This is a genomic window from Lichenicoccus roseus, assembly GCF_005844085.1.
Lineage (GTDB): Bacteria > Pseudomonadota > Alphaproteobacteria > Acetobacterales > Acetobacteraceae > Lichenicoccus > Lichenicoccus roseus.
The window spans coordinates 532,386-554,062 of record NZ_VCDI01000003.1; the positions used below are offsets into that span (position 1 = coordinate 532,386).

13 protein-coding genes are annotated in these 21,677 nt (G+C 66.2%); 4 read left to right on the forward strand and 9 right to left on the reverse strand.

The genetic code is table 11. The features are described 5' to 3' along the window. Positions 1 to 79 precede the first annotated feature (79 nt). Together FE263_RS11720 and FE263_RS11725 are read left to right on the forward strand one after the other, a co-directional pair. Positions 80 to 1,540, forward strand: a complete 1,461-nt coding sequence (locus FE263_RS11720) for a flagellin (protein WP_138326156.1) — start codon at positions 80 to 82, stop codon at positions 1,538 to 1,540. A 66-nt stretch (positions 1,541 to 1,606) separates the two neighbouring features. Beyond that, entirely contained in the window at positions 1,607 to 1,930 is a 324-nt protein-coding gene (locus tag FE263_RS11725; protein ID WP_138326157.1) for a flagellar biosynthesis regulator FlaF, read from the forward strand. On the opposite strand, the gene recO is transcribed toward FE263_RS11725, so the two are convergent. The 3 genes from recO to rpsB all read right to left on the reverse strand — a co-directional run bounded on the left by recO (position 1,931) and on the right by rpsB (position 4,625). Further along, a complete protein-coding gene (recO, locus tag FE263_RS11730; protein WP_138326158.1) occupies positions 1,931 to 2,692 on the reverse strand; it encodes a DNA repair protein RecO in 762 nt (253 codons plus the stop codon). A gap of 36 nt (positions 2,693 to 2,728) precedes the next feature. After that, complete coding sequence (gene tsf, locus FE263_RS11735) at positions 2,729 to 3,667, reverse strand: translation elongation factor Ts (RefSeq protein ID WP_138326159.1); 939 nt, start codon at positions 3,665 to 3,667, stop codon at positions 2,729 to 2,731. A gap of 118 nt (positions 3,668 to 3,785) precedes the next feature. Beyond that, the gene (gene rpsB, locus FE263_RS11740) at positions 3,786 to 4,625 is read right to left on the reverse strand and encodes a 30S ribosomal protein S2 (protein ID WP_138326160.1); all 840 of its coding nucleotides are present in this window, start codon (positions 4,623 to 4,625) and stop codon (positions 3,786 to 3,788) included. Positions 4,626 to 4,823: 198 nt separating this feature from the next. On the opposite strand from rpsB, the gene FE263_RS11745 reads away from it, so the two are divergent. After that, a complete protein-coding gene (locus FE263_RS11745) occupies positions 4,824 to 5,537 on the forward strand; it encodes a fumarylacetoacetate hydrolase family protein (protein ID WP_138326161.1) in 714 nt (237 codons plus the stop codon). Between the two features lie 15 nt (positions 5,538 to 5,552). On the opposite strand, the gene FE263_RS11750 is transcribed toward FE263_RS11745, so the two are convergent. From FE263_RS11750 to FE263_RS11775, 6 genes are all read right to left on the reverse strand, one after another. Continuing rightward, positions 5,553 to 8,399, reverse strand: a complete 2,847-nt coding sequence (locus FE263_RS11750) for a glycosyltransferase family 2 protein (protein WP_138326162.1) — start codon at positions 8,397 to 8,399, stop codon at positions 5,553 to 5,555. Positions 8,400 to 8,414: 15 nt separating this feature from the next. Continuing rightward, positions 8,415 to 9,617 (reverse strand): calcium-binding protein, encoded by a 1,203-nt coding sequence (locus FE263_RS11755; protein ID WP_138326163.1) that lies wholly within the window; start codon positions 9,615 to 9,617, stop codon positions 8,415 to 8,417. A gap of 256 nt (positions 9,618 to 9,873) precedes the next feature. Continuing rightward, the gene (locus FE263_RS22555) at positions 9,874 to 13,413 is read right to left on the reverse strand and encodes an efflux RND transporter permease subunit (RefSeq protein WP_138326164.1); all 3,540 of its coding nucleotides are present in this window, start codon (positions 13,411 to 13,413) and stop codon (positions 9,874 to 9,876) included. Between the two features lie 31 nt (positions 13,414 to 13,444). Further along, positions 13,445 to 16,579 carry an efflux RND transporter permease subunit gene (locus tag FE263_RS11765; RefSeq protein ID WP_138326165.1) on the reverse strand — a complete coding sequence of 1,045 codons (3,135 nt, stop codon included), beginning with the start codon at positions 16,577 to 16,579 and terminating at the stop codon, positions 13,445 to 13,447. A 33-nt stretch (positions 16,580 to 16,612) separates the two neighbouring features. Further along, positions 16,613 to 18,076 (reverse strand): efflux RND transporter periplasmic adaptor subunit, encoded by a 1,464-nt coding sequence (locus FE263_RS11770; RefSeq protein WP_138326166.1) that lies wholly within the window; start codon positions 18,074 to 18,076, stop codon positions 16,613 to 16,615. A gap of 153 nt (positions 18,077 to 18,229) precedes the next feature. Further along, a complete protein-coding gene (locus FE263_RS11775) occupies positions 18,230 to 20,665 on the reverse strand; it encodes a recombinase (protein WP_240759400.1) in 2,436 nt (811 codons plus the stop codon). Between the two features lie 242 nt (positions 20,666 to 20,907). Between FE263_RS11775 and aqpZ the strand changes: the two genes are divergently transcribed. Further along, on the forward strand, positions 20,908 to 21,630 hold the full coding sequence (gene aqpZ, locus FE263_RS11780) for an aquaporin Z (RefSeq protein WP_240759403.1): 723 nt from the start codon (positions 20,908 to 20,910) through the stop codon (positions 21,628 to 21,630). The last annotated feature ends 47 nt before the right edge of the window (positions 21,631 to 21,677 follow it).

Below are 21,677 nucleotides of genomic sequence, written 5' to 3' on the forward strand. Positions count from 1 at the left end.
GGCCTTGTTTATCCACGCTTTCACGATGTCTTAACCTCTAGGTGCCCTTATGGCCCACTTTCAATCGAGGTGAGCTTCCATGACCTTCTCCGTTAACACCAACACGGCGTCCATCGCCGCGCTGGCCTCGCTCCGCATGACCGCAACCCAGCTGACCCAGACGGAAAATCAGATCTCCACCGGCAAGAAGATCTCCTCCGCGTCGGACGATCCGGCCGTGTATGCGATCTCCCAGGGCATGAACTCCCAGATCGCCGGACTCGCCGGTGTCAGCTCCGGACTGCAGTTCACCGCCCAGGTGGTGAGCACCGCCTCCACCCAGGCAACCGCGACCAGCGGACTGCTCTCGAGCCTGGCTCAGACCATCACCGCCGGCCAGACCAACGGCCTGAGCGCCACGACGATCAACAACAGCATCAACGCCACGCTCAAGCAGATCGACGCCAACGCTACCGGCGCCACCTTCCAGGGCGTCAACCTGTTGTCGGGCTCTATCGGCAGCGGAGTCACCAGCACGTCCGTGAGCGCGGTCCAGGATCTCGTAGGCGACAAGTTCTCGCTGGCCGGCTCCAACGCGACCAGCTCCGGACTTGGCCTGGCGGGGCTGAACGTCGCTCAGGCCGGCTTGCAGATCGCGGTCGGCACAACGGCAACTGCATTCGGCGATGGCGCAGCCACCCCCGCGGAGCTCACCCTGGTCTCGTCGGCGCCGGGCGGCACGGCGACAACTGGAACGGCGCAATCACCGTACGTCACATCATCCTACATCCTGAACAACGCCCACACGGCCGACGCCGCGATTACTACCGCAATCAATACCGCCCTGGGTTCGCAGGGCTCTACGGCGACGGTGACGGGCGGTGTGCTCAGCATGGCCGGCGCTTTCACCACCTCTACCGATGCCAACAACAACTCCGTCTATACCGACACGGCGACCGGCAACAGCATCACCGTCTCGACCGATGCGTCGAACAACAACACTTACTCGGTCTCGACCGCGGTCGACAGCAACGGCAACACCACCGCCAAGACAAACATCACAAGTGTCGAGACCAGCAGCGCCGAGACCAACAATGCGACCAATGCGGCAGGCACCGCTCCGCTTCAGGTCGATCTCCTGATGACCGCGGTGCAGAATTCCGGCTACGGCGTCACCAAGGACTCTACGACCGGCGACCTGACGGTCAGCGGCGGCAACCTCAACACCATCGACCCCAACAACGCCAGCAGTGTCGGCACCGGAACCGTCACCGCGGTCACCGGGTCGGCCGTCGCGGTGGACGCGGTCAACGCCGCCATCTCCAAGATGAACACCATCTCGTCTTCGCTCGGCTCTTCCACCAACCTGCTCACTGGCCTGCAAAGCACCGTCAGCACCCTGTCGGATGCACTGACCTCCGGCGTCGGCGCCCTGACCGATGCCGACCTCTCCGCCGAAAGCGCCAAGCTGACCTCGCTACAGACCAAGCAGCAGCTCGCCATCCAGTCCCTGTCGATCGCGAACTCGCAGTCCTCCTCCATCATGTCGCTGTTCCGCTAAGGCTCCTCGGTCCGGCCAGCTACAGGCCGGACCGATGTCCTCTCGCTCTCCTGATCGGACCAACCCATGGCCAATCCATACGCTACCGCTACCGCTGCCACGTCGCCGCGCGAGGAGCAGGCGATCGCTTTTCGTCTCGTCAATCGCAAGCTTACCCAGGCAGACACCCCGCCCACCCGCAATGCAGCCCTCGGCCTCAACCACGAGCTCTGGTCGATCCTGTTCCGCGACCTGGGATCCTCGGAGAACCGCCTGCCGCCGGTCCTCAGACAGGACTGCATCAGGCTGGCCCGCTGGTCGATGGCCTATAGCACCCAGGCCGTGCTGCAGGACCTGCCGCTGGCACCGCTCGTCGCCATCAACGAGGACATGGTCGAAGGACTGTCCTGATCATCCAGGCGCCTCGCCTGCAACGGGCATGGCCTCGATCATGTCCTGCAGGCGAGACCTTGCCGCCGGCAGCGGTTGATGCCGTGCCCCGAAGGCGTCTCTTGCCAGGAAATGTCCCGTCAGCCGAAGACCCTGGCTCCAGGTTGACGGATTGCCAACGTCCCCTGCGTTCATGATGAAGGGCGGCAAGGGCAGCAGCCGATCGCGCCAGGTGCCGGCTCCGACGGCGGAGACACCTCTTCCGCTACGCGGCGAGACGAAGCTCAACTCGCCCGCCTCACCGGTCACCGCACAACTCGTGAGATCCAGCCCGTAGCCAAGATCGGCGAGCAGTGCCGCCTCCCACCGGATCAGGGCGACCACGCCACTACGCTGGGCCTCCTCAGCATCCAGGCTCAGCAGGGTGAGCAACTTAACCAGCCCGTCGAACACACGCGGATGCGGCTCGCGTTCCGGCAGAGCGCCGTCGGCAACCGCGCAACATGACGACAGCAACGCAAGCGGAAGCCGGTGCAGCATGATCCGGGCGGCGGAAGGATGCACCAGTTCGGCGCCGAGATTGCCCAGCTGTTCCGGAAGCCTTGCAAACCACCGCGCTGACACCAGATTGCCGGCTTGCCACAGCGACGCCTGCTTGCGCGACGCCCCACCACGCACCAGCCCGCGATAGGCGCCGTGTTCCGCCGTCAGCACGTGGGCCACGACCGCGTTTTCCCCGTAGGGAGTGGCGGAAAGCACAAGGGCGGGAGCCTCCCACTCCATGGATGCTCCCGCCCCGCTGTTATAGTCCGGTTACGATCAGGCCGGCTCGAGATCCGGATCCGGGTCCTTCTTGACCCCGGAGGCGGCGGCGACCTCGGCGGCGAAGTCGCTGCTCTCCTTCTCGATACCCTCACCCAGCTTGAAGCGATCGAACGCCACCAGCTTGCCGCCGGCCTTCTGCACGACCGCCTTCACGCGGCTCTCGCCGTCATGCACCCAGACCTGCTCGAGCAGAACCACTTCCTCGTAGTACTTCCGCACCCGGCCATCGACCATCTTCTCGATGATCGCTTCCGGCTTGCCGGAGGCGCGCGCCTGCTCCATCAACACTGCCCGCTCGCGCTCCAGCGCCGCCGGATCGACCGCATCGACATCGAGGGCGCTCGGACTAGTCGCCGCCACATGCATGCCGACCTGACGGCCAAGCATCTCGAGCGCATCGCTTTCACTTGGCGCCTCAAGGGCCGCCAGTACGCCGATCTTGCCCAGGCCCGGACGCAGCGCACCGTGCACATAGGTCGCCACCACGCCGGACGGTACTGTCAGCACGCGTGCCCGGCGCAGTGACATGTTCTCGCCGATGGTCGCGATCAGGTGGGTGATCTCGTCGGCAACGCTGCGACCGGTCGGCAGCATTGCGGTCTTGATCGCCTCGATATCGTCACCGATCTGCAGTGCGATCTGCGCCACGCTCTCGACGAAGGCCTGGAAGCTCTCGTTGCGCGCTACGAAGTCGGTTTCGGCATTGACCTCGACCATCGCCGCGATGCGCGGACCGGATGCCACACCGACGAGGCCCTCGGCGGCGACCCGGCCGGACTTCTTGGCAGCGGCAGCGAGGCCCTTCTTGCGCAACCAGTCGACTGCCTGCTCGATGTCGCCGCCGGTCTCGTTCAGCGCCTTCTTGCAGTCCATCATGCCCGCGCCGGTCTTTTCGCGCAGTTCCTTCACCAGGGCGGCGGTGATCTCGGCCATCGGCCTCTCTCCTCAAGCAGGGAACACGCCCAGCCGTTGACCCGGCCGGGCGTGACTTCGGCATCAACAGGACGGACCGGATCGCACCAGGCGTTCCGCTCCCGGTAGGCAGTCCGGACTATTCCGCCGGAGCCGCATGGGTCTCGGCGACGGGAGCCGACACCTCGCCCTGGCCGGGTATCTCGCCCTGCAACTCGGATGCGGACACCTCGGGCGCCATCTCGATCGGCAGGTCCTCGGCGCCGCCGTAATCCTGGCCCGATGCGCCAAGCTCGGCGCTGATGCCGTCCAGCACCGCGGAGGCAATCAGGTCGCAGTACATCGTGATCGCACGGATCGCATCGTCGTTGCCGGGGATCGGATAAGTGACGCCGGCCGGATCCGAATTGCTGTCAAGCACCGCGATCACCGGAATGCCAAGCTTGTTGGCTTCCTCGACCGCCAGCTTCTCCTTGTTGGTGTCGATGATGAACAGGATGTCCGGCAGGCCGCCCATCTCCTTGATGCCACCCAGCGAGCGCTCCAGCTTCTCCTGGTCGCGGGTGATCTCCAGGATCTCCTTCTTGGTCAGCCCCTGGGTGTCGCCGGAAAGCATCTCCTCGATCTGGCGCAGCCGCTTGATCGAGCCGGTGATGGTCTTCCAGTTGGTCAGCATGCCGCCGAGCCAGCGATGGTTGACGTAGTACTGGCCGCAGCGCTTCGCCGCATCCGCCACATGCTCGGACGCCGCCCGCTTGGTGCCGACGAACAGCACGCGGCCGCCGTTTGCCACGGTGTCGCGGACCGCGCGCAGGGCGCGATCCAGCATCGGCACCGTCTGCTGCAGGTCGATGATGTGGACCTGGTTGCGGATGCCGAACAGGTACGGCGCCATCCGCGGGTTCCAGCGGCGGGTGTGGTGACCGAAATGGACACCGGCCTCGAGCAGCTGGCGGAGAGTATAGTCGGGCATCGCCATCGGCGTGTCCTTTCCTTCTGGTTGTGCCTCCGCGGGGCCATTGTCCAAACGGACACCAGAGCCGCCCCGCGTGCGAATTACCGGTCCAGCCACACCCTGAGGGCACGGTTCGACCGGCATGCGGCATATGGCCAAGTTGCCGGCCAAAAGCAAGCGCGCCCGGGTGCCCTCGGCTGGCGATCTGGTATGCTCGGGCGCATGAGCCAGCCCAACATGATCCCCACTCCGCCCGCCATCCTGCTGCCGACCACCACCGGCGCCGCCTTCCCGGTGCGCCGGGTCTACTGCGTCGGACGCAACTACGCGGAACACGCGCGCGAAATGGGCGCCGATCCCGACCGCGAGCCGCCATTCTTCTTCTCCAAGCCCGCCGACGCGCTCCTGCCCGCCGGTGCCCTGTCGCGGGGCATCACCGAGATGCCCTACCCGCCGGCCACCGACGACCTGCACCACGAGATCGAGCTGGTGGCGGCACTACGCTCCGGCGGCAGCGACATCCTCCTCGAAGGGGCGCTCGATCATGTCTGGGGTTACGGTGTTGGCCTGGACATGACCCGGCGTGACCTCCAGGCCATCGCCAAGAAGCAGGGTCGCCCCTGGGATATGGCCAAGGGCTTCGACCACTCCGCGCCGATCGGCTTGCTGGTGCCTACGTCCGATGTCGACGATCCCGGCCGTGGCGCCATCACCCTGCGTGTGAACGGCGAACTCCGGCAGCAGGGCGACCTCTCCGACATGATCTGGCCGCTTGCCGAAACCATCGTGTTTCTCTCCCGCCTGGTCCGGCTCGAAGCTGGCGACCTGATCTTCACCGGCACGCCGTCAGGAGTGGGCGCCGTCAAGCGCGGCGATCTGCTCGAGGGAAGCATTGCGGGGATCGGCGGCGTGACGGTGCGCATCGGCGGCCGATAGATTGCAGGCGACCGCCTAACGCAGGTCCGAGAAGATGCCGTGATCGCGCGAGAAGTGCGGGTTGTAGAACGGGTCGACCGTCAGCTGGTCCCCCCAGCGTTCGAGCATGACCTGATTCTCGTAGAAGAAACGCGGCGCCTTGCCGGCGGAGATATCGTCGCCCCGGCTGAGTGACTCATGGTGTTCGGCCACCATGTCCGGCGTCCAGAGTACGTGCCAGCCAAGTGCCGCAACCTTCAGACAGAGGTCGACGTCATTGAAGGTGACCTTGAGCTCCCGCTCGTCGAAGCCACCTGCTTCGAGAAACGCCTCCGACCGGCACAGCATGCAGGCGCCGGTCACCGCCGAGTAGCGTTGCGCGCAACGCGCCCGGCCAAGATATCCGCCATGATCCGCCGGAAGCCCGCGAAAGGCGTGATCCGCTATCCCGCCGACACCCAGGATCACACCGGCATGCTGTACGGTGCCGTTCGGGTAGAGCAGCTTGGCTCCGACGATCGCCGCCCGCGGGTCTGCCATCGCCTCTCCGACCAGGATGTGCAGCCAGTCGGGCTGCTGGACGAACACGTCGTTGTTGAGGAACACGTAGAATTCGGACGTGAACTCCCGTACCATCATGTTGTTGAGGCGCGCGTAGTTGAACGCCTCCCGCACTTGCCGCACGACCACGTGTGGATCCAGCGCTGCCTCCAGGCAGAATTCCGCCGCCGCCGGGGTGACCGACCCGTTATCGACCAGCACGATCCGCCAGTCCCTCCAACGGGTATTCTTGAGCAGGCGCTCCAGACACCGACGCGTGGTCGCCACCTGGTCCTTGAACGGGACGATGATGGTGACCGAAGGCTCTTCGGCGTATCCCCAGTTGATTCTGTAGCCCGCGCCCCCGCGATGCGCGGCAACACCGCTCGCTGCGAAGCCGCGCCGCACGAGATGGTCTGCAACCGCACGCCGGCCCGCCTCGATCGCCTCCGGTTGCCTAGTCGACAGCACGGAACCAGTGCGCCGGTGTGACAGGATCTCGGCCAGGTGGCCGATCTGCCCGGGCTCGCAGGCTTCCCACAGCCGGAGCAGCAGGTCGTGCTCCTGCGCCCCGTCGTAGTTCGTCCGTAGCAGATCCGCCCGCATCAGCAGCGGCCGATCGATCATCAACAGGCTGCCGATATAGTTGTTCCCGAGCAACAGGCGGTAGTTCCAATCGGGCTTGAGCTTCGGCTCACTGAGCCCGCCGAATTCGTCGATCGCATCCTCGTCCGAATAAAGGACCTTTGCCCCGGTCCTAAGCGCCTCCCGCACCATCTCCTCGAGCGCGACATCGACCATCAGGTCTTCCTGGCCGAACATCACCACATAGGCGCCAAGGGCACGCCGCAACGCCACGTTGCTGGCTGCGCCGATGCCGCGATGCTGCCTGCCAAGCACGCAGACGATCCGAGGATCGGCTGCGGAATATGTCCGCAGGCAGGCGGACAGTGCCGTCTGTCTGCTGCCGTCGTCGACGATGATCAGCTCCCAGTTCAGGTAAGTCTGTGCGCAGACGGACGCGATCGCAGCGGTCAGATAAGCGAGGTTGGCGCGATGGACCGGCATGACGATCGACACCAGCGGCGGATCGTCGCACGGGGTGGCAGCGCCGGCGACACGGGAACGCAGCCGCGCAAGGTTGCGCCGGGCCCAGCCGTCGTAGTTGTCGATGGTGGCGTCCGAGACCGGCAGCATGGCATGGAGCTGGCGCTGCAGCTTGAAGGTCTTGGCGCAGAGGTCCTCGACCGTCTCCATCAGCGACCGCAACTCGCCCTCGTTCTCGGTCGGACGATGCTTGACCACCAACGGGCTGCCGGCCAGTTCCTGGCCATCCGGCAGGACGCGAAACACGAACTCGAATTCCACCCCGCTCCGGCATTGCGCCGGGAGCCTGAACTCGAAGCCCACCGCCGGATCGCAGCGATTCTCCCTCGCGACATCCAGCCGCGGCAGGTCGGCGACGATCTCGCTCACGCCGATCCCGTTGCACAGCACCTCGATACGCAGCCTGCCTTCGAGATCGCCGGTCTGGAGATCCCGGCGCGCCGCCCAACCCTTGATGCTGTCCCCGTGCAGGCCGTCCACGACACCTGCGATCGAGGTCAGCGGCCTGATGGTGAAGTCGATTGTGTTCCGCGTCTTCCCCTGCGCATCGAGGAAGGGAAGCGTGCTGCCATCCTCGAACAGGATGACCAGCGAATGGGTCAGCCCATCGATATAGCGGCGCCCGATCTCGAATTCGAACCCGCCGATCTCGTTCGGCAACCCGAGCGCACGCAGAGCCCGATGCGGACGGTCGCAAGCTGCGATGCCGGCGGCGTTGCCATCGACAAACACACGTAGCCGCACCGTCTCTTCCGGCGCCTGCCTCGAAACTGCCCACCCGGTGATGATGCTCCCGGAGAGCGGATCAGCAAGGCCGGCGTTGCCGTCCTGTCCCGCATCCGCCGCAACCCGCCTCTCCTGGTCGAGATCCTTGCCCCGAGCCTGCGTGTCGGGTGGCTGCTCGAAGCGGAAGCGAATGTTGGAGCGCGTCACGCCGCCACGAGTCGGGCATTCGATCGCAGTCCCGTCGCCCAGCACCAGGGACAGGACGTGCGAGCGCCCATCCTGGAAATTCCAGGGGATCTGATAGCTGAAGCGCCGCGTGCCATCTGCAAGTGCAGCGTCGCCAGATCCTGATGACACCATCGCACTTCCGGCGCCCTCACCGTCGATGAAGGCATCCACCACCCCATCGCCCGGCGCGACCAGCCATCCGGTGACAAGTGCGCTCTCCACCGGATCGGCTCGGCCGAAACAGGCAGTTCCGGCGGTAGCCGAAGCGCCACCGCCGTCCATTCCCCTAGCTCCTGATCAGGAGAAATTGCTCTTGGTCAAGTCGGTGACGTTGGTCAAGGTGATCTTTGTGTTGTCCGAAAGCGTGACGACGGCGCCGGTCGCGCTGTACTGGACATGCTGCAAGGCGTAGCTCACCTCGCTGCTGCCGAAGCCCTTGAGGTTGAGGCTGTCACCCTTGGCGCCGGAGAAGTCGACGATCAGGGCGTTCGAGGCATCGCCCTTGATGAACTGGAAGACGTCCTTGCCGAGCCCGCCCTGCATGGTGACGGTGCCGCTACCGCCGATCAGGGTGTCGGTGCCATAGCCGCCGGTCACTTGATCGGATCCGCCGCCGGCCTGCAGCAGGTCGTTGCCCGAGGAGAGCGATCCGTCGAGCGTCTCGTTACCTCCTGCGGCATACAGGCTGGTGCCCCCGCTTCCGGTCGCATCCAGCACATCGCCGCTGCCGCCGCCAAGGATGGTGGTTGGTCCGCTGCCGCCGACGATCAGGTTGTTGCCGGCCGTTCCGCCCTGGAAATACCCACCCGCAACGGCAAATACGGTATCCGAGCCGGCTCCGCCAAGGACTGTCGCAGCCCCGGCACCGCCGATGAAGGTGAGATCGGCCCCGGTCGCGCTGACCCGGACCGGGCTGCCGCCGCTGGCGGCAATCGTATCGCTACCCGAATTTGCGGAGATCGTGTCGTTGCCGGTCGAGTTGATCAGGTTGTCACCGCCGTTGAGCAGGATCGTGTTGTCACCTGTCCCGGCGGAGACGGTGTTGAGACCGCCCGCGACAGAGATGAAGTCGTTGCCTGCCCCGGTCGCGATGTTCCAGGGTCCGCTCCCGCTTTCGATGATGCGGTTGTTCCCGTCGCCGGTCACGATCGTTCCCGACCCGCCCTCCGTGAAGAAGGTGAGCGCGCCGGAACCAGCCAATACGGTCTCATTCAACGCGCCGCCGCCGAACACCACCGAATTGGCAGCAACATCGACCAGCGCGACTGCCTCGCTCGGCAATGACAACGGCCCGCTCGCCTTGATGACGACTTCCTCCTGGACCCCTGGCGTGACCGGCGGCAGGCTTGCGCCGGTGTAGGTCACCGCCGACAGCGCTCCCGAGTTGATCGATTTCGTCAAAGCATCGGCAAGCCCCTGCGCCAGCAGGGCGTTCTGTCCCGATGCAAACGGTAATGTAATAGTTTCGCCCGAGCCTCCGGAGACGGTGACACCAGCCATGATACTGTTCCAATTTTCTGTTTGCGGAAGCTGGTAGGCGTCGCAAAAAGACTGTTAATGGAACCAACCCGGCTTCTCAACAGCTAAATCGATGAACCGAAGTTCACCAAATCATCTTAATATCGAGAACAGGATCACAGATGGAGCTAATGCGCGTATGTCCATCCCGACGATGTCTTGCACAGGCCTGTGCCAGACAAACAGAACTTGTCTGTTCAGTGCTACAGATCGAACTCGTGTTGATACCGAACAGGAGTCATTGCGCCGGAAGCTGCCGCGTATCGCTGCGGCGTCCACGCAGCCGCAGCCGGTCCAGCGCCAGATAGACCACCGGGGTGGTGAACAGCGTCAGCGCCTGGCTGACGATCAGCCCGCCGACGATGGAGATCCCGAGTGGTTGCCGCAGTTCGCTCCCCTCGCCGAAGCTGAAGCACAGCGGCAGTGCGCCGAGCAGTGCCGCGCAGGTCGTCATCATGATGGGCCGGAACCGCAACACGGCCGCCTGGAAGATCGCCTCCCGGCTATCCATTCCGTCCTCGCGCTCGGCGGCGAGTGCGAAGTCGATCATCAGGATCGCATTCTTCTTCACGATGCCGATCAGCAGGATCATCCCGATCAGCGCGATGATGGTGAACGGGATCCCGAACAGCATCAGCGCCAGCACCGCGCCGACGCCGGCGGACGGGATCGTCGACAGGATCGTCAGCGGGTGGATGAAGCTTTCGTAAAGCACGCCGAGGACGATGTAGATCGCGGTCAGCGCCGCCAGCACCAGGATCGGCTCCGACTTCAGCGATTGCTGGTAGGTCAGCGCGGTGCCGGCGAAGCCCACCGTGAGATCCCCCGGCAAGCGGATCGACTGCACGGCCTTCTGGATCTCGTCGGTGGCGTCGCTGAGCGACTTGCCCGGTGCCAGGTTGAACGAGATCGTCGTCGCCACGTACTGGCTCTGGTGGTTTACGGCGAGCGGCGTGTGGTCGGCGATCGAATGCGCCACCGCCGAAAGCGGGATCATCGTCTCGGCCGAGGTCGAGACCGCCGAGGCCGAGGACGAGCTGCCGTTGCCGGTGCTGGTCAGCGAGGCCTGCGCCGCCGTGCGAACCGCGTTGTTGGCGGCGGTGCTGCTGCTGGAGCTGCTGCCGGTGGTGCTGCTGCTCGACGTGCTGCTGCTCGATGTCCCGTTGCTGGTGGTGCCGCTGCTGCTGCTCGTGGCGCTCGCGCTGCTGCTGGCGGAGTTGCCGTTGCTTCCCGCAGCACTCGCCACGATCGACAGCGAGACGGTGTTGTTGGTCAACACGGCGGACCTGTTGGTGGCCCCGTCGGCGCTCGAGGACCGCGAGGCCGAGACCGCCGGCACGGAGACCACCGAGGCCGTGGTGATCCCGGTGGCACTCCCCGCCGAGACCGATCCGCCCGACAGCGCCGTCGTCTCCGACCCGCTCGCCTGGGCGCCGGACGTGCTGATCCAGATCTGCCCGAGGATCGACGGCCGCTGCCAGTATTGCGGCGCCACCTCCATCACCACGTGATACTGGTTCTCGGCGTCGTAGATGGTCGACACCGAGCGCTGGCCGAAGGCGTCGTAGAGCGTGTTGTCCACCTGGTACATCGTGAGGTCGAGCCGCGACGCCGTCGCCCGGTCGACCACGATATTGGTTTCCAGCCCACCCTGCTGCTGGTCCGAGCTGACATCGACCAGCACATGGCCATGCTGCAGCGCCGCCAGCAGCTTCGGGCCCCATTCGTTGACCTCGTCGCTGTTGTCGCCGAGCAGCGTGTACTGGTAGGCGGCGTTGCTCTGGCGCCCGCCGACCCGGATGTCCTGCACCGCCTGCATGTAGAGCCTGCCGCCCGGAACATGGCCAAGCTCCCGCCGCAGCCCGGCCAGGACCTGAGGCATGCGGTCGCGCTGGGCGAGCGGCTTCAGCGAGACATAGACCGTGGCGGTATTGGTCTGCGACGAAGCGCCGCCGCTGCCCTGCCCGGTGGTGCCGACCACGTCCTGCACCGCCGGGTCGTGCTGCACGATCGACATCATCTGGGTGAACTTCTTGCTCATCAGCTGGAACGAGATCGACTGGTCCGCCTGCAGCGAGCCCATCAGCCGTCCGGTATCCTGCTCCGGAAAGAACCCCTTCGGGATGACTACCAGCAACCAGACGTTCAGCGCGACCGTCCCCGCCAGCAGCAACAGGACCAGCACCGGATGGTCGAGGGCCACGGCAAGCACCCGCGCATAGCCGTCCTGCACCCGCTGGAACAGGCTGCGGTTGCGCAGCCTGTCCAGTGCCGTCGTGCCCGCCGCCTCCCGGACTTTCTCCGGACGCAGGAACAGCGCGCACATCATCGGTGTCGTGGTGAGCGAGATCAGCATCGACACCAGGATGGCCACCGACAGCGTGACCGCGAATTCGCGGAACAGGCGGCCGACGATTCCGCCCATCAGCAGGATCGGCAGGAACACCGCGATCAGCGAGAGCGTGATCGACACCACGGTAAAACCGACGTCGCGCGCCCCGATCAGCGCCGCCTGCACGCGCGGCATGCCGTCCTCCAAGTGCCGCGAGATGTTCTCCAGCACCACGATCGCATCGTCGACCACGAAGCCGGTGGCAATCGTCAGCGCCATCAGCGACAGGTTGTCCAGCGAATAGCCGAACAGGTACATCACCCCGAAGGTGCCAATGATCGAGACCGGCACGGCGATCGCCGGGATCAGCGTCGCGCGGCCGCTGCGCAGGAACACGTACACCACTGCGATCACCAGCAGCACCGCGATGATCAGGGTACGCTGGGTGTCCGCCAGTGACGCCCGTATTGTGGTCGAGCGGTCGATCGCGAACGTGATGTCGAGGTCGCTCGGCAGCGCCGCCCGCAGCTTCGGCACCGCGGCGCGCACGCCGTCGATTGTCGAGATGATGTTGGCGCCGGGCTGGCGGAACAGGATCACCAGCACCGCCGGCTTGCCGTCCGCAAGGCCGAGGTTGCGCACGTCCTGCACGGAGTCTGTCACCTGCGCCACGTCCGACAGCCGCACCGCGTCGCCGTTGCGATACGCGACCACCATCGGCCGGTAGTCGTCCGCGTGGTTGGACTGGTCGTTGTCGGCGATCTGCCAGCGATGGCCGCCAAGATCGATGCTGCCCTTGGGCGTGTTGGCGTTCGAGTTGGTCAGCGCCGAACGAATATCCTCGAGCCCGATCCCGTAGTGGAACAGCTCCAGCGGATCGAGCTCGACACGCACCGCCGGCAGCGCGGCGCCGCTGATCACCACCTGGCCGATGCCGGACAGCTGTGACAGCTGCTGCTGCATCACCGTGCTGGCGCTGTCGTACATCTGTCCGCGGGTCAGGGTCTTCGAGGTGAGCGCCAGGATCAGGATCGGCGCGTCGGCCGGGTTGACCAGGCGATAGGTCGGCTGCGACAGCAGGTTCGTCGGCAGGTCGGCCTGCGCCGCGTTGATCCCGGCCTGCACGTCGCGTGCGGCGCCGTTGATGTCGCGGCTCAGGCCGAACTGCAGGGTGATGCGCACCTGCCCGGTCTGGCTCTGCGATGTCATCTCGGTGACGTCCGCGATCTGCCCGAGATGCCGCTCCAGCGGTGCCGCCAGGCTGGTGGCGACCACTTCCGGACTGGCGCCGGGCAGCTGCGCATTCACCATGATGGTCGGGAAATCGATCTGCGGCAGCGGCGACACCGGCAGCTTGGCGTAGCCGAGCAGCCCGGCGAGCGTGATCGCGATGGTGAGCAGCGTGGTGGCGACGGGCCGCGAGATGAACGGGGCGGAGATGTTCATGCAGGCGCAGCCCACAGCCTGCCGCGACCGCTCATTCCGCCGCAACCTCGCCGGTATTCCGATTGGCGTGCAGCCCGAACAGCCGCACTCCCATGCGATCCACCGCCAGGTAGATGACCGGCGTGGTGAACAGGGTCAGCAACTGGCTCGCCAGCAGGCCGCCGACGATGCAGATGCCGAGCGGCCGACGCAGTTCGGACCCGGCTCCGGTCGCCAGCATCAGCGGCATGGCGCCGAACATCGCAGCCAGGGTGGTCATCAGGATCGGCCGGAACCGCAGCAGGCAGGCCTGGTGGATGGCCTCGACCGGTGGCTTGCCCTCTACCCGCTCGGCCTCGAGCGCGAAGTCGATGATCATGATCGCGTTCTTCTTCACGATGCCGATCAGCAGGATGATGCCGATGATGCCGATGATATCGAGATCGTAGCCCCCCAGTCGCAGGAACAGCAGCGCCCCGACGCCGGCCGATGGCAGCGTCGACAGGATGGTGAGCGGGTGCAGGAAGCTCTCGTACAGCACGCCGAGCACGATATAGACCGCAACCACGGCAGCCAGGATCAGCAGCAGCTCGTTGCCCAGCGAGTTCTGGAACGCCGACAGCACACCCTGGTAGGCGGTGCTGAAGGTCGCCGGCAGCCCGATATCCTGCTTGGCCTGCTCGATGGCGGCGACAACCTTGTCCAGCGACGCGTTCGGCGCGAGGTTGAAGGAGATCGAGATCGTCGGGAACTGCCCGAGATGCTCGATCTGCAGCGCCCCGCTGGTTTCCGACACGCTGACCAGCGCACCCAGCGGCACCTGGGCCGGTGCCACGCCGCCGGTTGCGGTCGAGGTGGAGGACGGCAGGTAGATTGCCGCCAACGCGTTGCGCAGGCTGCGCACGTCGCGCATGTCCGCATTGAGAATGACCCGGTACTGGTTCGACTGCGTATACAGTGTCGAGGCGATCCGCTGCCCGAAGGCGTCGTACAACGCGTTGTCTATCGAAGCGGGCGTGATCCCGAAGCGCGCGGCGGTCTGCCGGTCGATCGTCATCTGCAACTGGCGGCCGTTGGCGGACAGATCGCTCGATACGTCGTGAAACAGCGGATTCTGCGCCAGCCGCTCGACCAGGCGCGGCGCCCAGGTCGAGAACAGCGCGCCGTTCGGGTTCTCCAGGAAGAACAGGTACTGTGCCCGCCCGACCGTACTGTCGATGGTCAGGTTCTGCACCGGCTGCAGCGCAACCGATATCGACGCGAGCGACTGCGTGGCCTGGTTCAGCCGCGCGATGATCTGGTTCGCGGTATCGGTGCGCTGGTCGAACGGCTTCAGCGTGATCAGCATCCGCCCGCTGTTGAGCGTCTTGTTGGTGCCATCGACGCCGATGAACGAGGACAGGTTCGCGACGTCCGGGTCGCGCAGGATGATGTCGGCCAGGCGCTGCTGCTGCGCTGCCATCGATCCGAACGAGATATCCTGCGCCGCCACGGTCACGCCCTGGATGGCGCCGGTATCCTGCTGCGGGAAGAACCCCTTCGGAATCTCGATATACTGGATGCAGGTCAGCACCAGGGTCAGGGTCGCCACCAGCAGCGTCAGGCCCTGGTGCTTCAGCACCCAGCCAAGGGCGCGGTCGTAGCGGCCGATCAGCCAGTCGAAGCCGCGCTCGGCTGCAAGGTCGATCCGGGTGCGGGCGCCCTGCGGACGGTGCTTCACCAGCAGCGCGCATAGCATCGGCACCAGCGTCAATGACACCACGGCCGAGAGGATGATGGTGGTGGCGAGCGTGACGGCGAATTCGTGGAACAACCGGCCGACCACGTCGCTCATGAACAGCAGCGGGATCAGCACCGCGATCAGCGAGACCGTCAGCGAGATGATGGTGAAGCCGATCTCGCTGGAGCCGCGCAGCGCCGCCTCCAGCGGCGAACTCCCCTCCTCGACGTAGCGGGAGATGTTCTCGATCATGACGATGGCATCGTCGACCACGAAGCCGGTGGCGATGGTGAGCGACATCAGCGACAGCGTGTCGAGCGAGAAACCAAACAGGTACATGCCGGCCAGGGTGCCGACCAGCGACAGCGGCACCGAAAGCGACGGGATCAGCGTCGCCGGCAGGTTGCGCAGGAACACGAAGATCACCAGCACCACCAGCACGACCGAGAGGCCAAGCTCGAACTCGACGTCGCGGACCGAGGCGCGGATGGTGATGGTCTGGTCGGACAGGACCCTTATGTCCAGCGCGCCCGGCAGCGACAGCCTCAGTTTCGGCAGCAGCGCCTTGATCTCGCCGACCACGGCGATCACGTTCGAGCCCGGCTGGCGCTGGATGTTGATGATGATCGCCGGTGTCTTGTCCGCCCAGGCCGCCAGCTCGGTGTTCTCGGCTCCTTCGATCACCGACGCGACGTCGGACAGCCGCACCGGGGCGTTGTTCTTGTAGGCGACGATCAGTCGCCGATACTCCTCGGCGCTCTGCAGCTGGTCGTTGTTGTTGATCGTGCTGTCCTGCGAGGGCCCGTCGAAATTGCCCTTCGGCAGGTCGGTGTTCTGGTTGGTGATATCGGTGCGGATATCGTCGATCGCGATGCCCAGCGACGCCAGGGTGCGCGGATTGACCCGGATCTGCACCGCGGGACGCTGGCCGCCGGCCAGGGACACCTGCCCGACCCCGTCCAGCTGCGACAGCTTCTGGGCGATGCGCACGTCGGCCAGATCCTCGATCGCGGTCAGCGATAGCGTCTTGGACGTGACGGCGAGCGTCATCACCGGCGTATCGGCGGGGTTGATCTTTGCATAGACCGGCGGTGCCGGCAGGCCCGTCGGCAGCAGGCTGGTCGAGGCGTTGATCGCTGCCTGCACCTCCTGCTCGGCGACATCCAGCGAGAGGCTGAGATCGAACTGCAGCGTGATCACCGAGGCGCCGGCCGAACTGCTCGAACTCATCTGCGACAGCCCGGGCATCTCGCCGAATTGCCGCTCCAGCGGCGCCGTCACCGCCGTCGTCATCACGATCGGACTGGCGCCGGGGTAGAAGGTGGAGACCTGGATGGTCGGATAATCCACCTGCGGCAGCGCCGAGATCGGCAGGAACTGGTAGCCGACGATGCCGATCAGCAGGATCGCCACCATCAGCAGCGTGGTCGCCACCGGCCGCAGGATGAACAGGCGCGACGGGCTCACGGCTGCAGGCCTCGGACTCGCTGTCCCAACCGTCTACTGGCCACCTGAAGCCTGGCCACCGGAGCCCCCACCCGCATCGCCGGCGTCGTGCCTGTGGTGCCCGCGATGGCCGGGTGCCTGCGGGGTCGCCGGCGCCGGCTGCTCGCCGGGGGGCGCACCGGGACCCGGGTTGGCGTTTGCCGGATCGACGTCGGACGACGGGTTGGCGCTATCGGCCGTAACGCGGACATGCGCGCCGTCGCGCAACCGGTCGGCGCCGTCGACCACCACCTGGTCGCCGGCCTTGAGGCCGGTCAGGACCTGCACCTTGTCGTCGCTGGTGACGCCGGTCTTGACCACCGTGACCGCGACGGTCTTGTCCGGCTTGATCAGGTAGACGAAATCCCCGGGCGCGCCGTGCTGCACGGCGGCCACCGGCGCCAGCACCACGTTCGAAAGCGTGTTCACCAGGAGTTCGGCATTCACGAACTCGTTCGGGAACAGCGACTGGTCGGTATTGGCGAAATTGGCGCGCAGCTTCACCGTGCCGGTGGTGGTGTCGACCTCGTTATCGACGCTGTCGAGCGTGCCGGTAGCGATCGCCGTCTGGTCGGTGCGGTTGAAGGCAGTCACCGACAGCGTATGGCCGGCGTGGAGCTCCTCCCACACGGCGGAAAGATCATCTTCCGGCAGCACGAAGATGACCGAGATCGGCTGCAGCTGGGTCAGCACCACCAGCCCGGTGGTGCTCGATGTCTGCACGTAGTTGCCAGGATCGATCAGCCGCAGTCCGACGCGTCCGGTAACCGGCGCGGTGATACGGCAGTAGGCGAGGTTGACCTGGGCCGTCGCGAGCGCTCCCTGGTCGGCCAGCACCGTGCCGCGATACTGCTCGACCAGGTATTCCTGGTCGACCTCCTGCTGCACCGCGATGCTGTGCTGCGCCAGCAGCAGTTTGTAGCGCGCGAGATCCGAGATCGCCTGGTGCAGCAGGCCGGTGTCGTGCCCCAGCGTTCCCTCGTCCTGCTCGACTGCCGCCTGGTAGAGGCGCGGATCGATCTGGGCCAGGAAGTCACCCTTCTGCACGAGCTGGCCCTCGTGGAATCCGACCGACATCAGGTAGCCGTTGATCTGCGTCTGCACGGTGATTGTCGCAAGCGGGGTGACCGTGCCGAGCCCGGTCAGCGTCACCGGAAGCGCGCCGGTGGCGATGGTCGCGGCCCCTACGGGCTGTGCCGCAACCCTGGTTGCATGACCCGCTGGCTGCCCCGATGGCGCCCGCCCGACGGCAAACCACCACACTGCCAGGGCCGACAGCAGCAGTACCGCCACCAGCAGCACCGGCCGCCGCCAGGCAGCCTGCCGAACCGGCTGGCGGTCCAGCAATGCGGTCGCATGTCGCCCGTCCTGGCCAGCCTGTTCGCCCCGGCCAGTCTGCTCGTTCCGGCCAGTCTGCTCGTTCCGGCCAGTCTGCTCGTTCCGGCCCGTCTGCGCGTCCCGGCCTATCCGCTTGTCCATCTGAGGATCGACCGCCCTTCCGTCCGGCTATCGGCCCATACCGTCAGCCTCGTCTCCAGCCGCGCAGCCGGACCGGCGGACATAAGCAGCAAGACGGTGCCGGATGCACGTTGCCGATTGTATCGCAACCCGCATCCGGGTGCTCGCAGACAATCAGATCGGACAGGCGCCGCTGGCACATTGCAGGTGGGCCCAGTCCACCACCTCCTGGGCCGCCTCGTCATGGATCCCATCGGCGATCGCCGCAAACCGTGCCGCGGAGACCTCCTCCTCGGGCAGGTATTCATAGCCAAGCTCGTTGTCCGGCCGGCTCGGCAGGATCGAGCAGCAACGAACCAGCGGCTGCTCGCGCAGCACGATGTCGCGGAACGCGGCAAGATCCGTCTGGTCGGTATAGATCTTGAGCGTATAGGAGACCTGGTTGCCCTGCTCCGCTCCGATCCAGTGGCGCTCCAGCAGGCGCAGCCACTGATACTGCTCCGCCGGCGATGCCTCCGGCGCCGTCACCAGAGCGTCACCCAGCCCGAGCCGCTGGATCAATGATACCGTCGGGAAACCGACGATGCTCATGCCCGGAAACGAACGCAGCGTGCGCACCGGATAGCCACGCTGCTCGTATTCCGGAAGCAGCGGATCGGTGCCCTCCAGCCAGTTGCCACTCTCCGCCCCGGCATCGCGGGTGCCGCGGAACTGCACCCAGCGCAGGTACTGCCGGCGCGCCGGCAGATGCGCCCCTTCGGTCAGGCCGAACAGCTTCGAGGTCGTGCCGGCCGGCTTCACCGTCGTCACCGTGACCGGGCGCGTGGTCCCGAGCTCGGCGGCATAGGCGTTCGCCTCCGCCTTGGCGATCCCGGACAGTTCCTCCAGCATGCGCCAGAACGGCGCGGCACGCTCCTCGTCCAGCAGATCGCGGAAGCTCAGGCCAAACCGCACCCAGGCCCATTCGTGCAGCCCGGTCGGGCCGATACCGATGCGGTTGGTGCGCGCCACTTCCTCCGCATAGAGCGCATCCATCCGGTTGGCCCGCAGCAGGAACCGCACGCCCAGCCTGACGGAGTCCGCCACCCGCGCGTCCCACAATCCGGCAACCTCGTCCGTCGGCTGCCCCGGCGCGAAATCCCCGAGACCGACCGGGCAGGCCAGCGCAGGCGCGAAATCCGCGATCACGCAATAGCCGCCCGTCACATGCAGGGTGATCTCGCCGCACGGATTGGTGGTCACCGGAAACCGCGCCCGGCTGGCCCGGCGCGACAGCTCCGCCAGCAGGTCCGCCGCTGCATCAGCCTGGTAGCGCTGCGAGGCGAAGTCGCGGCCATCCTCGTGCACCGGCTTGGCCCAGGCGGTGCCGGTGCGGTGGTCCTCCAGCAGGTCACCGTTGATGAAGCCAGGCTCGCCGTTGACGTAGGCGCAGCGGGTCACCTCGTCGAACACCGCGCGGGCATGAACGGCGAGGTCGCCTTGCCCGGATCCCTCCAGCAACGACCAGAAGGTGCGGTCCACCATGACGGAGTGGTTGGCGGTCCACAGCCCGCCCTCGGACTTCGAGCGCACGAAGCCGAGCACGCCGGGATCGCGCCACGACTTCGTCGCCATGCGCGCCGCCCGCCGTGCGCCGCCCACCTGCACCTCGACAGAAAGATGGTGATCGACCAGCAGCGCCTGCTCCCAGGGCTGCAGCCTGCTGCCGCCGCTGTCATCCCGCGCCGGCTCGATCACATGACGCCGGATGTTCATCAGCCCGCGCAGCAGCGAGATCGGCCCGGAGGCCGGACGTCCCTGCATGCCGGCGATCGGACTGCCGGCCCGCCGGATGATGGACAGGTCGAGCACCAGGGTGCGATCCGCCTGGCGCCGGAACGCCATCGCCTCCAGGATCTCGACCGCCTTGGCCCATCCCTCGCGGCTATCCGCGATCCGGTGGTGCACCGCGCCGGCCGGCGCCTGCGCGAGGTCCGTCAGCACCCCGGCGTCAAGGACGGCGCGCACCTGCGCCTCTGCGGCGCCGTCGAAATCCTCCGGCCCCATCCCCCAGGGCAGCAACTGCATCTCGACGCCGAAGCGGTGCAGCCCGGACCGGTCGCGCGGAAAGTCCGGATGCTCCGGCGAAAGATGCAGCAGCAGTGTCGGCGCCTGTCCCCAGTCGACCGCGCACAACTCGTCGTCGTAGGCGCGGCCTACGCCGGAGCCATTCAGCAGCAGGTAGAACTTGGCGAACGAGGTGATCGCCGTGGCGCAGTTGGTGAACACCTCCATGTTGCGGCCAGGCTGCTCGGCGTCGCCATGCTGCAGATGCCGTCCGGACGTCAGCAATGCCCCGGTAGCGATGGCATTGCGCAGCTGCGCCCGCTCGAATGCGCTGACATGGTCCACCAGCGCGGTGTTCCCGGCCGCCACGCGATCCGCCACCCGGGCGAAATCCTCTGCATCGCCCGGCCTGAACACCGTACGCCGTCCGACCGCCTCGCCCATCCCCCGGTCCAGCTTCCGCCCGGGCAGCTTCTGCTCACCGAAAGCCCCGTCCAGGCGGGCCAGCGAGAAGTCGGCCTGGTCGTCCGCCAGGGGCAGTCGCGTCGCAAGATGTCCGTCCATCAGGCACTCCAAGAACTGATCAACCGCCCCGACTCGCCGGAGGAGACGGCTATATATAGCGACCTTCCCTGCGCGTCGCACCATATCTAGTCAATCACGATTGGTGCACGTTCTGGTTGTGGAGTACGCGTGCTATTGCCGAATGAGAGAGGATCCCGCCGCCCGGTCGAATTTTATGGATAGATTCTGTCCGAAATATTAGACTTCGCTCATCCTGTAGGGGCCGCGTCATGAAGAACGACATGCAACGGCGTCTGGCTGCCGAATTCATCGGGACTTTCTGGCTTGTCTTCGGCGGCTGCGGCAGCGCCGTCGTCTCCGCCGCATTCCCGCATCTCGGCATCGGCTTCCTCGGCGTCGCCTTCGCCTTCGGCCTCACCGTCCTGTCCATGGCCTACGCGGTCGGCCACATCTCCGGCGGCCATTTCAATCCCGCCGTGACCCTTGGCCTGTGGTCCGCCGGCCGGTGTGCGGGCAAGCACGTCGGCCCCTACATCGTCGTTCAGGTGATCGGCGCGATCCTGGCCTCCAGCGCGCTGTGGATCATCGCCAGCGGCAAGCCCGACTGGCTGCCGGCGGGATTCGCCTCCAACGGATACGGCGATCTCAGCCCGGGGCACTACTCCCTCGGCGCCTGCCTGCTCGCCGAGTTCCTGCTCACCTTCTTCTTTCTGATGATCATTATCGGGACCACCTCGAAGGGTGCGGCGGTCGGTTTCGCCGGCATCCCGATCGGCTTCGCCCTGACCCTGATCCACCTGATCTCGATCCCGATCACCAACACGTCCGTCAACCCCGCCCGCAGCACCGGCCCCGCCCTGTTCGCCGGCGGCGAGTATCTCGGCCAACTCTGGCTGTTCTGGGTGGCGCCGATTGCCGGAGCCATGGTGGCCGGAGCAGTCGGACGCATGCTGCACGACCCGGTCGATGCCGCCATCGAGGCATCTCGCGCCACCGCGACCTGAGAGGCCCGCTTCCGAGCGCCGAGCAGGGTCGCTAACGCTTTAGAAAC

Excerpts from the sequence above, each read along its gene's own strand:
- FE263_RS11720 (WP_138326156.1), top strand. The coding sequence starts at position 80 with ATGACCTTCTCCGTTAACACCAACACGGCGTCCATCGCCGCGCTGGCC.
- FE263_RS11725 (WP_138326157.1), top strand. The coding sequence starts at position 1,607 with ATGGCCAATCCATACGCTACCGCTACCGCTGCCACGTCGCCGCGCGAG.
- recO (WP_138326158.1), bottom strand. The coding sequence starts at position 2,692 with ATGGAGTGGGAGGCTCCCGCCCTTGTGCTTTCCGCCACTCCCTACGGG.
- tsf (WP_138326159.1), bottom strand. The coding sequence starts at position 3,667 with ATGGCCGAGATCACCGCCGCCCTGGTGAAGGAACTGCGCGAAAAGACC.
- rpsB (WP_138326160.1), bottom strand. The coding sequence starts at position 4,625 with ATGGCGATGCCCGACTATACTCTCCGCCAGCTGCTCGAGGCCGGTGTC.
- FE263_RS11745 (WP_138326161.1), top strand. The coding sequence starts at position 4,824 with ATGAGCCAGCCCAACATGATCCCCACTCCGCCCGCCATCCTGCTGCCG.
- FE263_RS11750 (WP_138326162.1), bottom strand. The coding sequence starts at position 8,399 with ATGGACGGCGGTGGCGCTTCGGCTACCGCCGGAACTGCCTGTTTCGGC.
- FE263_RS11755 (WP_138326163.1), bottom strand. The coding sequence starts at position 9,617 with ATGGCTGGTGTCACCGTCTCCGGAGGCTCGGGCGAAACTATTACATTA.
- FE263_RS22555 (WP_138326164.1), bottom strand. The coding sequence starts at position 13,413 with ATGAACATCTCCGCCCCGTTCATCTCGCGGCCCGTCGCCACCACGCTG.
- FE263_RS11770 (WP_138326166.1), bottom strand. The coding sequence starts at position 18,076 with ATGGACAAGCGGATAGGCCGGGACGCGCAGACGGGCCGGAACGAGCAG.
- FE263_RS11775 (WP_240759400.1), bottom strand. The coding sequence starts at position 20,665 with ATGGACGGACATCTTGCGACGCGACTGCCCCTGGCGGACGACCAGGCC.
- aqpZ (WP_240759403.1), top strand. The coding sequence starts at position 20,908 with ATGCAACGGCGTCTGGCTGCCGAATTCATCGGGACTTTCTGGCTTGTC.